This window comes from Micromonospora sp. NBC_01655 (assembly GCF_026339755.1).
GTDB lineage: Bacteria > Actinomycetota > Actinomycetes > Mycobacteriales > Micromonosporaceae > Micromonospora.
Window position 1 is genome coordinate 1,394,501 of the sequence record NZ_JAPEQF010000001.1, and the last position, 12,528, is coordinate 1,407,028.

Consider the following 12,528-nt stretch of genomic DNA (forward strand, 5'->3'; position numbering starts at 1 on the left):
GGTTGAACAAATTAGCGCCGCTGGATCGGTTTCGGGCAAGGCGTGGGCGTGTAACGATTCGATATCGACGGTTCTCTTTTCCGTCGACGATGGAGGAAAGGGGGAAACCGGGCGGGCTGCGGGCGGCTCGTGGTCCAGCCCACTGGTCCACCCCCTTGGCGGAGCAGCCGATCCGTCGTACGGTGACACGCAAGTAACCCACGGGAGCCCGGTGCACCGGGCTGAGAGGGGGGCTGAGAGCCCCCGACCGTCGAACCTGATCCGGGTAATGCCGGCGCAGGGAGGAGAGTTGCCGTGCCGTCCCTCGGGCGACTGCATCTGATCACCGACACCCGGCCGGGCCGGGACCCGCTCGCCGTGCTGCGCGCCGCCCTCGCGGTGGCCCGCGCCGAGCTGGTCGTCCAGGTCCGCGTCACCGACGACACCACCGACCGCGCGGCGTACGACCTGGCCCGCCGGGTGGTCGCCGCGTGCGCGCCGTACGGGGCGACGTGCCTGGTCAACGACCGGCTGCACGTGGCGCTCGCGGTCGGCGCGGCCGGTGGACACGTCGGCGCGGACGACCTGCCCGTGGCGGCGGCCCGCCGGCTCCTCGGCCCGGCCGCGACGCTCGGCGCGACCGCCCGGTCCCCGGGCACCGCCGCCGACGCGGTGGCCGCCGGGGCCAGCTACCTGGGCGTCGGCCCGTGCCACGCCACCGACACCAAGACCGGCCTGCCGGACCCGATCGGGCCCGCCGGGGTGCGTGCGGTCGCCACCGCCGTGGCCGTGCCGGTGATCGCCATCGGCGGGGTGACCGCCGCGACGGTCCCGGCGCTGCGCGCCGCCGGGGCGTACGGGGTGGCGGTGGTCGGGGCGCTCTCCGCCGCCGCCGACCCGGGCCGGGCCACCGCCGAGCTGCTCGGGGCGCTGACGTGCTGACGGCCACCGGCCAGGGGACCGCCGACGTGGCGGTGGTGGGTGCCGGGCCGGTCGGGCTGGCGGTCGCCTGGCGGTGTGCGGCGCGCGGGCTGCGGGTCGTGGTGCACGACCCGGCACCCGGGTCGGGCGCGTCGCACGTCGCGGCCGGGATGCTGTCGCCGGTCGCCGAGGCGTACTTCGGCGAGCACGAGCTGACCGGGCTGCTCGCCGCCTCCGCCGCCCGCTGGCCCGGGTTCGCCGCCGAGCTGGCCGAGGCCGCCGGGACCGGGTTCGGGTACCGCACCGAGGGCACCCTTGTCGTCGGGTTGACCAGCGACGACCTGGCCGAGGCGCGGCGGTTGTGGTCGTACCAGCGGGGGTTGGGGCTGCCGATCACCCCGCTGCGCCCCTCGGAGCTGCGCGACCGCGAGCCGGCGCTCGCCCCGCGGGTGCGCGGCGGCGCGGTCGCCCCCGGCGACCACCAGGTCGACCCCCGGCGGCTGGTCGCCGCGTTGCGGGCCGCCGCCGAGCGGGCCGGCGCGACCCTGGTCGCCGGCCCGGTGCGGGAGCTGTCCGACCTGGACGCCCGGGTGACCGTCGTCGCCGCCGGCTGCGGCGCCGCCGCCCTCACCGGGCTGCCGGTCCGGCCGGTTAAGGGGCAGATCCTGCGGCTCCGCGCGCCCGGCGGCGGCCCGCCGGGCTTCGGGCACGTGATCCGGGGGTACGCCGACGGCGAATCCGTCTACCTGGTGCCCCGGGACGGCGGTGAGGTGGTGGTCGGCGCGACCGTCGAGGAGCGCGCCGACACCGGGGTCACCGCCGGGGCGGTGCTGCGGCTGCTGCGCGCCGCCGTCGACCTGGTTCCCGAGCTGGCCGAGTACGACCTTGCGGAGGCGTCCGCCGGGCTGCGGCCCGGCACCCCGGACAACGCGCCGATCATCGGGCCGCTGCCCGGCCGGCCCGGGGTGCTCGCCGCCACCGGGCACCACCGGCACGGCATCGTGCTCACCCCGGTCACCGCCGACCTCGTCGCCGAGCTGGTCGTCACCGGGGAGGCGGACCCGCTGCTCGCCCCCTTCACCCCCGAGCGGTTCGCCGGCCACCGCCGGCACGGCTGATCACGTCCCGGCGCGTCCGGCCACGTCCTGGCGCGACCGGCCATGCCCGGCCCCACCGACCACGGCCCGCGCGACCGACCGCGGCCGGGTCGCCTTCGAGGAGGAGCACGACATGGAACTGACGGTGAACGGCGCCGGGCGGACGCTGCCCCCCGGTGCGACCGTGGCGGACCTGGTCGGCCTGGTCACCGAGCAGCGCGGCGGCCTCGCCGTCGCCGTCAACGGCGAGGTGGTGCCGCGCGCCGGCTGGCCGGCGACCGCGCTGCGCGACGGCGACCGGGTCGAGGTGCTCAGCGCCGCCCAGGGCGGGTGAGCGGGATGCCCGTCGCACCGGCGTACCCCGGCCGGGCCGCCCCCGAGCCGGCGCCCCTCGCGCTGGGCGGCGAGACGTTCGGGTCGCGGCTGATCCTCGGCACCGGCGGCGCGGCCAGCCTGCACGCGCTGGAGCAGGCGATCCGGGCCTCCGGCACCGAGCTGGTCACGCTCGCCCTGCGCCGCGTCGACACCGCCCCCGGCAGCGCCGGCGGGCTGCTCGACCTGCTGGCGCGGTGCGGGGTGAAGCTGCTGCCGAACACGGCCGGCTGCCACACGGCCGGCGAGGCGGTCAGGGTCGCCCACCTGGCCCGCGAGGCGTTCGGCACCGACTGGGTGAAGCTGGAGGTGATCGGCGACGAGCGCACCCTGCTGCCCGACGGGGTGGAGCTGCTGCGCGCCGCCGAGGCGCTGGTCGCCGACGGGTTCACCGTGCTGCCGTACACGTCGGACGACCCGATCCTGGCCCGGCGGCTGGCCGACGTCGGCTGCGCCGCGGTGATGCCGGCCGGCGCGCCGATCGGCTCCGGCCTGGGCGTCAACAACCCGCACCACATCCGGCTGATCCGGCAGGGCGTCGACGTGCCGGTGATCCTCGACGCCGGGATCGGCACCGCCTCCGACGCGGCGCTGGCCATGGAGCTGGGCTGCGACGCGGTGCTGCTGGCCAGCGCCGTGACCCGGGCCGCCGATCCGGTGGCGATGGCGACCGCCATGCGGTACGCGGTCCGCGCCGGCCGCCTCGCCGCCGGTGCGGGCCGCATCCCCCGCCGCTTCCACGCCCTGGCCTCCACCCCCGACGAGGGAAGGCCGGACCTGTGACCCGCACCGTTCCCGCCGATCCTGGTGGCAACCGGCCCCCGGCGGGACCGCCTCCTACCAGGATCGTCCAGGTTCCGTCGGGCGTTGTCGTGCTCACCGATCGGTGGCAGGCGCGGCGGGGACTGGTCGACGTCGTGGGCGCTGCCGTGGCCGGGGGAGCGCGGTGGGTGGTGCTGCGGGAGAAGGACCTGCCCCGCGCCGAGCGGGCCGCCCTCGCCGCCGACCTGCGCCCGATCCTCGCCGAGGCGGGCGGCACCCTGGTCGTCGCCGGCCCCGACCCCCTCGGCGGGGACGCCGCCCACCTGCCGGCCGCCGGCCCGTACCCGCCGCCGCGCCTCGGCCTCGTCGGCCGCTCCTGCCACGACGCGGCCGAGCTGGCGAGACTGACCACGGAGGACTACGTCACCGTCTCGCCCGTGTATCCGAGCAGGTCGAAGCCGGGGTACGGCCCACCGCTGCGCCCCGCCCGGCTGGGCGAGCTGATCCGGCTCAGCCCCGTGCCGGTCCTCGCCCTCGGCGGCATCGAGACCCCGGGCCAGGTCCGCGCCTGCGTCGAGGCGGGTGCCGTCGGGGTGGCGGTCCTCGGCGCGATCATGCGGGCCGGCGACCCCGGCGGGGCAGCCGCCGCGCTGACCATCCCCTTCGAGCCGCCGCGAACCCGGCACGACCGCGAAGAGGTCTCCCGAACGGGGCTGCGGCCGACCGGGCCCACGGAGGGATCGGGCCTGACCGCCCCGAGTGGGCGCGGTCGGCCGCAGCCCCCGACGGCTGGCGCCGGGAAGCGCAGGTGACCGGCGTGACGCCGACGACCGTGCTGACCATCGCCGGCTCCGACTCCGGCGGGGGTGCCGGCATCCAGGCCGACCTCAAGGTCTTCGCGGCCCTCGGCGCGTACGGCACCAGCGTGCTCACCGCCGTCACCGCGCAGAACACCCGGGGCGTGGACGCCGTCCTGCCGTTGCCGCCGCGCACGGTCACCGAGCAGCTCGACAGCGTGCTCGGCGACTTCCGCGTCCGGGCGGTGAAGATCGGGATGCTCGGCACCCCGGCCGTCGCCGACGCGGTCGCCGGGGCGGCACGGGCGGGCCGGCTGCCGCACCTCGTCGTCGACCCGGTGCTGGCCGCCACCAGCGGGCACCGGCTCGGCGTGATCGGGGCGGTCGAGCGGCTGCTGCCGTACGCGGAGGTGGCGACGCCGAACCGCGCGGAGGCCGCGGCCCTCACCGGACGCCCGGTGACCACGGCCGAGGAGGTGGTCGCCGCCGCCCGGGCGCTCGTCGCCGGCGGCCCGGCGCACGTGGTGATCACCGGCGGCGACACGGTCACCGGTGGCGAAGCGGTCGACGTGCTGCACGGGGGCGGGGCGACCGTCCTGCTGCGCGCGCCCCGGGTGCCGACCCGGCACAGCCACGGCACGGGCTGCACGTTCTCGGCGGCGATCGCCGTCCGGCTGGCGCTGGGCGATCCGGTGCCGGTGGCCGTCGTGGCCGCCAAGAGGTACGTCACCCGCGCGCTGACCGGCGCGCGGGACTGGGAACTGGGCGCGGGACACGGCCCGCTGGACCACTTCGGCTGGTCCGGATGATCACCAGGGAGGCTGTCATGCAGGCACGACGCAAGGTCTACGTCGAGGGGGACCGGCCGGACGTCCGGGTGCCGTTCGCCGAGGTCGAGCTGACCGGGGACAACCCGCCGGTCCGGCTCTACGACACCTCGGGCCCCGGCTCGGACCCGGAGGTGGGGCTGCCGCCGCTGCGCGGGCCGTGGATCGCCGAGCGGGGGGACGTCGCGCCGGTCCGGGGCGCCGGGACCCCGCTGGCGGGCGCGGACGGCAAGCGGCCGACGCAGCTCGCGTACGCCCGGGCCGGCCTCGTCACCCCGGAGATGGAGTTCGTGGCGATCCGGGAGAACGTGGCCCCGGAGCTGGTGCGGGACGAGATCGCGGCGGGCCGGGCGGTGCTGCCGCTCAACGTCAACCACCCGGAGTGCGAGCCGGCGATCATCGGCAGGGCGTTCCTGGTGAAGGTGAACGCCAACATCGGCACCTCGGCGGTGACCTCCTCGGTCGCCGAGGAGGTGGAGAAGCTGACCTGGGCCACCCGCTGGGGCGCGGACACCGTGATGGACCTGTCCACCGGCAGCCGGATCCACGAGACCCGTGAGGCGATCGTGCGCAACTCGCCGGTGCCGATCGGGACGGTGCCGATCTACCAGGCCCTGGAGAAGGTCGGTGGGGACCCGGTCAAGCTGAGCTGGGAGGTCTTCCGGGAGACGGTGGTCGAGCAGGCCGAGCAGGGCGTGGCCTACATGACCGTGCACGCCGGGGTGCTGCTGCCGTACGTGCCGCTGGCCGTGGACCGGGTGACCGGGATCGTCTCCCGGGGCGGCTCGATCATGGCCGCCTGGTGCCTGGCGCACCACGAGGAGAACTTCCTGTACACCAACTTCGCCGAGCTGTGCGCGTTGCTCGCCAGGTACGACGTGACGTTCTCGCTCGGCGACGGGCTGCGACCGGGGTCCATCGCGGACGCCAACGACGAGGCCCAGTTCGCCGAGCTGCGCACCCTCGGCGAGCTGACGAAGGTGGCCTGGGAGCACGACGTCCAGGTGATGATCGAGGGCCCCGGGCACGTGCCGATGCACAAGATCAAGGAGAACGTGGACCTCCAGCAGGAGTGGTGCCACGAGGCCCCGTTCTACACCCTCGGCCCGCTGACCACGGACATCGCGCCCGCGTACGACCACATCACCTCGGCGATCGGCGCGGCGATGATCGGCATGTACGGCACCGCCATGCTCTGCTACGTGACCCCGAAGGAGCACCTCGGGCTGCCGGACCGGGACGACGTGAAGGCGGGCGTGATCGCGTACAAGATCGCGGCGCACGCGGCGGACCTGGCCAAGGGTCATCCCGGGGTGCAGGCCTGGGACGACGCGCTGTCGAAGGCGCGGTTCGAGTTCCGCTGGTCCGATCAGTTCAACCTCTCGCTGGACCCGGAGACCGCGCGGTCGTACCACGACGCGACGCTGCCGGCCGAGCCGGCGAAGACCGCGCACTTCTGCTCGATGTGCGGCCCGAAGTTCTGCTCAATGAAGATCACCCAGGAGCTGAAGGAGTACGCGGCGCGCGGCATGAGGGACAAGTCCGAGCAGTTCGTCTCCTCCGGCGGCCGGGTCTACCTGCCGCTGGCCTGACCCGCCCGCCCGGGAGGACGTCGGGTCGAGGCGGCTGGGCGGTCCGGCGGCGTGCCGGGGCCGGTGGGCGAGCCCCGGGTCGGCGGCGTGCCGGGACCTGTGGCGAGACCCGGCACGCCGGCCGTCCGTCGTCGGCCCTCGCCGTCAGTCCCGGTGGTGGCGGCCGGAGGAACGCAGCGACCGCTGGCTGCCCTCCGGCCCGCCGGCCGGGTCCGGCACGGGGCGGGCCAGGCCGGTGACCCAGTCGACGTATTCCTCGTCCTGCGCCGGCAGCGGCTGTGCTTCCCGGCGGTCGTCCCGCTCGGTCGTGGGCGCCGCTTCGCCGGCGGTCCGGGCCCGGTTGCGCCGGAACAGGGCACGCCGGAGGCGGGACCGGGTGGTAGCCGGGTCCTCGGGCGCGTCACCAGCCGCCGTGCTCGCGCTCCCCGGTCCGCCGCTGCCCGGTCCGCCGCTGGCCGGCCCGCTGCTGGCCGGCCCGCTGCTGGCCGGCCCGCCACTGCCCGGCCCGCTGCTGGCCGGCCCGGCGTCGACCGACCCGGACTCGTCCGGTCCGGGGCCGGTCCGGCCGCTGTCGACTGGTCCGGGGTGGGCGGTCTGTCCGCTGCGGTCCCGGCCACCGCCGCCGTCTCGGCCCAGCTCGCTCGGTCCGGGCTCGGCCGGCCGGGGGTCCGGGGGCTGCGGCCCGGCCCCGCCATGGCCGCCGGTCGCCGTGGGACCCGCCCGCCGGACGGCGTTGCCGAACGCGTCCCAGCTCGTCACCTGCCCCAGGTCGGGAAGGGGCCGCCGGGGCCGGGGGCGCGGGTCGGGGTCGACGGGGTCCGGCCGGCTCTCCGGCGCGGCCGGGGGCGACGGGTCGCGCGGGCCGTCGTTCGTTCTGGTCGGCTCCGGCGGGGCGGGCTGCACCACGTCGTCGAACGAGGGCGCCTCGAAGAACGCGGGCTCGGCTCGCCGCCGGACCGGGGTGGCCGCCGGAGCGGCGGTTCCGGAGCGGTCCGGGGCACCGGCCGCGACCTCATCCGTCCCCGGAGCACTCCCGGAGCCGGCCGGACCCGTCGGGTCGGCGGTGGTTGCCGTGTCCAGCGGGCGCCCGGGTCGGGTTTCGCCCGTCGCGTCGGCGGTGACGCCCGTGCCGGGGCGGCTCGTGCCTGCAGCGTCGGCGGCGCTCCGATCCGTCACGGCGGCCGGTTCGGTGTCGGCCGGGCGGAGAATGTCGGTCGGGCCGAGGGTGTCGGTCGGGCCGAGGGTGTCGGTCGGGCCGAGGGTGTCGGTCGGGCCGAGGGTGTCGGTCGGGCCGAGATTGTCGGCCGGCGGGGGCGTCTCGGCGGCCGGCGCTCCCGGCCCGGTGCCGACCCTCGGTCTGCGGACCCGCTTCGGCCGGGGCGCCGGGGCGGCCGGAACTCCCGCGTCCTCGTCGCCGGTGCGGGCGGTGTCGGTGGCGGGAGACGCGTCAGCGGCGCGGGTGTCAGCGGGGCGGACATCGGCGGGGCGGACATCGGCGGGGCGGGGGTCGGCGACGGGGGAGACGCCGGTGGGGTGGGAGTCGTGGGCGATGGGGGGCGCGGCGTCGGCGGGGAAGGCGGCGTCGGCGGTGGCGTGCGGGTCGGCGGGGCGGGGCGGGGCGGCCTGCGTGGCAGGCGTCGCGCGGGCGGCCCCGGCGGCCATCGGCCACTCCCAGTGCGCCGGGGTGCTCCCGGCCGGCATGCCCGTCGCGGCACGGTCCCGGGTGCCGCCGGAGCGGTCTTCCGGCAGCGGGTCGCCGACGGTCACGGGGACCCGACGGGCCGCTGCGGCGTCCGAGGCGGGCGGGTCGACGGGGTCGGCGTCGCCCGCGTCGCTGCCAGCGGGCACGGCCGGGCCGGTCGGCAGCGGCCGGAGGATGTCCGTGGGCTCGATCGCCGGGTCGCCGGCGGCCTCGTCCGGCGCCGCGGGCTGGTCGGCGGCGCGGCCGGGGGTGCCGAGCGGCCAGCGGGCCAGGGCGGCGGCGGCGGAGCCGAGCACGCCGGTGGCGACCGCGATCAGGGCCCCGTGGTAGGGGGCGAGCTGGTACCGGTCGACGGAACTCCCCGGGCCGGCGGCCAGGTAGGCGAAGGCGACCAGCACCGGGCCCGCCGCGCCGGACGCGCCGCCGATCAGCGGTGGGTGGCCCCGCCAGCGGGCCAGCGCGCCCGAGGCCGCGCCGCCGAGCAGGGCCACCAGCGGCAGCACCAGCATGGCCAGCCGCTGGGCCACGGCGGAGCCGAGCCAGCCCGGCTCGAACACCCCCAGCCGTACGGTCGGCATCGGGCCGGTGCCGACCAGGGCCGGCAGGGACGAGACCAGGGCGACCAGCCACACCGCGCCGGCCACCATCGCCAGGTTCCAGCCCAGCGGCGGGCGGAGCAGCACGGCGAGCGCCGCCCCCGCGCCGACCACCGCGCCGAGGACGGCGCAGATGCCGACGGCCCAGACCGGGTCGACACCGGTCAGCTCGGTGGCGCGGGCCGGCTGCATGCACAGCGGGGTGACGACGGTCGCGCCCAGCGCCGCCGCGCCGGCCACCCCGAGCTGACCCGTCGTGGTGGCCACGACGGGTTCGGCGCGGGCGAGGCGCTCGGTCGCCACGGCCCCGACGACGGCGGCGACCGCCGCGAACCAGCTCACCCAGACCAACTGGGCCGGCCACCGGTTGACGGTGGCGTCGGTGAACTCGCCGGCGAGCCGGACGATGCCGAACCCGTACGCGACGCCGAGCTGGCCGGCCCCGGCCAGCACGCTCACCCCGAGCGCGGTGAGCAGCAGCTTGCCCCACGTCCGAAAGGCCATGTCGCGCACGTTACGGCCCGGTGCCCCCGATCGCCACCTTGGCGCAGCGCGGCGCGGCGACGCGCCCGGCCTGCGGCTACTTCAGCTCGGCCAGCCGGGCCAGGTACGTCGTGTCTCCGACAGTGGCAGGCAGGTGGACGACCCCGGGGGGGAGCGGTGGACCGTCCCACCGGCCGGCTCGTCGGCGTCGGCCGCCGGCCACCCGGCCCGGTCCCGCCGGTCACGTCGGTCGTCGATCCGCCCCGAGTTGCGGGAGCACCTCGGCGGCGATGAGCTCCAGGTGGTCCAGGTCGGCCAGGTCGATCAGGCGCAGGTGCACCCGGGCGGTCCCGATCGCGGCGAACTCGCCGATCCGGTCGACGAGCTGGGCGGGGGAGCCGATCACCGGGTCCTCCGGCGGCAGGGCGCTCCTGGCGTGTAGCGGTGCGGCCCGGTGCCGCACCTCGGCGTCGGTGCGCCCGACGGCCACCACGAGCCCGGCGGAGAGCACCAGCGGCGCCCGCCCCGAGCCGGTACGGCCGTGGCGGTCGCACGCCTCGACCACCCGGTCGTACGCGGCGGCCGTCTCGGCGACGCTCTTGAACGGCATGTTGAACTCGTCGGCGTACCGGGCGGCCAGTTCCGGGGTGCGCTTGGGGCCGCGCCCGCCGATGATCACCGGGGGGCCGGGCTGCTGCACCGGCTTGGGCAGGGCGGGCGCGTCGACCAGCCGGTAGTGGTCGCCGAAGAAGCTGTACGTCCCGCCGACCGGGGTGCGCCACAGGCCGGTGATCACTTCGAGCTGTTCGTCGAGCCGGTCGAAGCGCTCCCCGACGGCGGGGAACGGGATGCCGTACGAGGTGTGCTCCCGCTCGTACCAGCCGGCGCCGATGCCCAGCTCCACCCGGCCGCCGCTCATCTGGTCGACCTGGGCGACCATCACCGCGAGCGGCCCGGGCAGCCGGAAGGTGGCCGAGGTGACCAGGGTGCCGAGCCGGATCCGGGAGGTCTCCCGGGCCAGCGCGGCGAGGGTGAGCCAGGCGTCGGTGGGGCCGGGCAGCCCGGGGTCGGCACCCAGCGCCTGGTAGTGGTCGGCCCGCAGGAAGCCCTCGAAGCCGCCCGCCTCCAGCGTCCGGGCGAAGCGGAGCTGGTCGTCGTAGCTGGCGCCCCGGTGCGGCTCGATGAAGACGGACACCCGCACGGTCAGCGTTCCTTCGCGCCGGCCTGTGCCGGGGTTTGCCGGTGGGTGCCGTGATCGAGCGGCACCGGGGCCGGCCCGGTCGGGGCGTCCCGTTCCATCAGCAGTTCGTGCAGCTCGGCGCTGACCCGGGCCACGTCGGCCAGGTGGGCGTTGCGGCCGAGGGTACGGGGGCGCGGGATGTCCACCTCGACCACCGAGCGGATCCGGCCGGGGCGGGGGCTCAGCACGACCACCCGGTCGGCGAGCAGCACCGCCTCGTCGATCGAGTGGGTGACGAAGACGATGGTGGCGCCGCTGGTCATGTGCACCCGCTGGAGCTCGCCGGAGAGCTCCTCGCGGGTGAGCGCGTCGAGGGCGGAGAACGGCTCGTCCATCAGCATCACCCGGGGGTCGCCGATGAGCGACCGGCACAGCGACACCCGCTGCTGCATGCCGCCGGACAGCTCGTGCGGCAGGCGCTTCTCGAACCCGGCCAGCCCGGCGAGTTCGAGCAGCTCCCGGGCGCGGTCGCGGTGCCTGGCCCGCTTCCAGCCGAAGATCTCCACCGGCAGCAGGACGTTGTCCAGCACCGAGCGCCAGGGCAGCAGGGCGGGCCGCTGGAACAGCATGGCGATGTCCCGGCGGGGACGGGTGATCGGCGTGCCGCCGACGGTGATCTGCCCGGCGGTGACCGGCAGCAGCCCGGCGACCATGCGCAGTAGAGTGGACTTGCCGCAGCCCGAGCGCCCGAGCACGGCGACGAACTCGCCCTCGGCCACGTCGAGGTCGATCCCCCGCAGCGCCTCGACCCGGCCGGAGCGGCCGTCGAAGGTACGAGACACCCCGGACAGTCGGATCATCGCCGGTGTCCTCCCTGAGTAAGCGATCAGGAGCGCAGCCAGGGTAGCCCGCCGCCGGGCGTCTCGGGGGGGCCGGGGTGGACGACAGTTCGTTTCCGTTCCGCAACCGACACTCCTGGCTACACCGGCAGGTCCCTTGCGTAGTCTGTGCCGGCGAGAAGTCCCCTCACGACGGTGGCGTCGGCTCCCCCCTCTGTCGACGCCGTCGCTCTCGACGACCCGTCCAGAGGCGCATCGTCCCTGGTCGGAAAGGACATGGTGCACAGATGAACAGGCTGACCCGCACGGTCGCCGCGGCCGCTCTGGCCACTGCCCTCACCCTGGTGTCCGCGTGTAGCGGCGGCTCGGACTCGTCCGGCGCCAAGGGTGGCGACGGCAAGGGGCTGGAGAAAGTGACCTACCTCACTTCTTTCGGCAACTTCGGCCGTGACTCCTACGCCTGGGTGGCGAAGGAGAAGGGCTTCTTCAAGGAAGCCGGCTTCGACGTCGAGATCAAGCCCGGCCAGGGTACCGGCAACGTGATCACGACGATCGTCGGCGGCCAGGCCGACTTCGGCCCCATCGACCTCACCGGCGGTCTGCTCCAGCTCGGCAACGGCCAGGCCAAGGACTTCATCGCCGTGGCCGCCATCCAGCAGCGCACGATGGCGGGCATCGCGACCGTCGAGGGCAAGAACATCGCCTCTCCGAAGGACCTGGAGGGCAAGAAGCTCGCCGACACCCCCGGCTCCGTGGTCCGCAACCTCTTCCCGACGTACGCCCGGCTGGCCGGTGTGGACGCCAGCAAGGTGACCTGGGTCAACGGCGAGGCGCAGACCCTGATGGGCACGCTCGCCAACGGCCAGGTCGACGGCATCGGCCAGTTCGTCGTCGGTCAGCCGACCATCGAGTCGGTGACCAAGAAGAAGGCCGTCATGCTGCCCTACAGCAACGTGATGCAGGACCTCTACGGCAACGTGCTGATCACCTCCACCAAGATCGCCAAGGAAAAGCCGGAGATGGTCAAGCGGTTCACCGCCGCCCTGATGAAGGGCCTGGAGCACGCGCTGACCAACCCGCAGGAGGCGGCCGACATCCTGAAGAAGAACGTCGACGCCAGCAACCCGGCCGCCGCCGCCGCGGAGCTCCAGCTCATGGCCGGGTACGTCCGGTCCAGCAACTCGGGCACCCAGATCGGCACGCTGGACAGCGGGCGGGTCGCCAAGAGCATCGCGATCCTCCAGGGCGCGGGCTCGCTCAAGCAGAACCTCACCCCCGACCAGATCATCGACTTCGACCTCGCGCCGAAGGCCTGACCAGTCCGACCGTCCTCGGGGGTACGCCCCGCCGGCCTCCGGCGGGGCGTACCCCCGTTCCATCC

11 protein-coding genes, 1 pseudogene and 1 riboswitch are annotated in these 12,528 nt (G+C 76.0%); of the genes and pseudogenes, 8 read left to right on the forward strand and 4 right to left on the reverse strand.

The genetic code is table 11. From position 1 onward, the window contains the following. Positions 1 to 190 precede the first annotated feature (190 nt). Positions 191 to 300: riboswitch (TPP riboswitch) on the forward strand. The 7 genes from thiE to thiC all read left to right on the forward strand — a co-directional run bounded on the left by thiE (position 295) and on the right by thiC (position 6,347). After that, entirely contained in the window at positions 295 to 921 is a 627-nt protein-coding gene (gene thiE, locus OOK41_RS06675; protein ID WP_117665124.1) for a thiamine phosphate synthase, read from the forward strand. Its footprint overlaps the riboswitch before it by 6 nt. Further along, positions 915 to 2,018 carry a glycine oxidase ThiO gene (gene thiO / locus OOK41_RS06680; protein WP_266263339.1) on the forward strand — a complete coding sequence of 368 codons (1,104 nt, stop codon included), beginning with the start codon at positions 915 to 917 and terminating at the stop codon, positions 2,016 to 2,018. Before thiE ends, thiO begins: the two co-directional genes overlap by 7 nt. 112 nt (positions 2,019 to 2,130) lie before the next feature. Continuing rightward, a complete protein-coding gene (gene thiS, locus OOK41_RS06685; RefSeq protein WP_117665125.1) occupies positions 2,131 to 2,331 on the forward strand; it encodes a sulfur carrier protein ThiS in 201 nt (66 codons plus the stop codon). Between the two features lie 5 nt (positions 2,332 to 2,336). Next, a complete protein-coding gene (locus OOK41_RS06690) occupies positions 2,337 to 3,152 on the forward strand; it encodes a thiazole synthase (protein ID WP_266263342.1) in 816 nt (271 codons plus the stop codon). A gap of 62 nt (positions 3,153 to 3,214) precedes the next feature. Further along, positions 3,215 to 3,943 (forward strand): thiamine phosphate synthase, encoded by a 729-nt coding sequence (locus tag OOK41_RS06695; protein WP_117665196.1) that lies wholly within the window; start codon positions 3,215 to 3,217, stop codon positions 3,941 to 3,943. Between the two features lie 5 nt (positions 3,944 to 3,948). Then, entirely contained in the window at positions 3,949 to 4,737 is a 789-nt protein-coding gene (gene thiD, locus OOK41_RS06700; RefSeq protein ID WP_266263344.1) for a bifunctional hydroxymethylpyrimidine kinase/phosphomethylpyrimidine kinase, read from the forward strand. Positions 4,738 to 4,754: 17 nt separating this feature from the next. After that, positions 4,755 to 6,347, forward strand: a complete 1,593-nt coding sequence (gene thiC / locus OOK41_RS06705) for a phosphomethylpyrimidine synthase ThiC (protein WP_266263346.1) — start codon at positions 4,755 to 4,757, stop codon at positions 6,345 to 6,347. 144 nt (positions 6,348 to 6,491) lie between these two features. Here the strand turns inward: thiC and OOK41_RS06710 are convergent, their stop codons facing one another. The 4 genes and pseudogenes from OOK41_RS06710 to OOK41_RS06725 all read right to left on the reverse strand — a co-directional run bounded on the left by OOK41_RS06710 (position 6,492) and on the right by OOK41_RS06725 (position 11,168). Continuing rightward, on the reverse strand, positions 6,492 to 9,149 hold the full coding sequence (locus OOK41_RS06710; RefSeq protein ID WP_266263348.1) for a hypothetical protein: 2,658 nt from the start codon (positions 9,147 to 9,149) through the stop codon (positions 6,492 to 6,494). Positions 9,150 to 9,225: 76 nt separating this feature from the next. Next, positions 9,226 to 9,338, reverse strand: a pseudogene (locus tag OOK41_RS06715) (cupin); the annotation flags it as partial. A 31-nt stretch (positions 9,339 to 9,369) separates the two neighbouring features. Next, on the reverse strand, positions 9,370 to 10,329 hold the full coding sequence (locus OOK41_RS06720; RefSeq protein WP_266263350.1) for an LLM class F420-dependent oxidoreductase: 960 nt from the start codon (positions 10,327 to 10,329) through the stop codon (positions 9,370 to 9,372). Positions 10,330 to 10,331: 2 nt separating this feature from the next. Next, complete coding sequence (locus tag OOK41_RS06725; protein ID WP_117665129.1) at positions 10,332 to 11,168, reverse strand: ABC transporter ATP-binding protein; 837 nt, start codon at positions 11,166 to 11,168, stop codon at positions 10,332 to 10,334. A gap of 266 nt (positions 11,169 to 11,434) precedes the next feature. On the opposite strand from OOK41_RS06725, the gene OOK41_RS06730 reads away from it, so the two are divergent. Then, a complete protein-coding gene (locus OOK41_RS06730; protein WP_266263351.1) occupies positions 11,435 to 12,463 on the forward strand; it encodes an ABC transporter substrate-binding protein in 1,029 nt (342 codons plus the stop codon). Positions 12,464 to 12,528 lie beyond the last annotated feature (65 nt).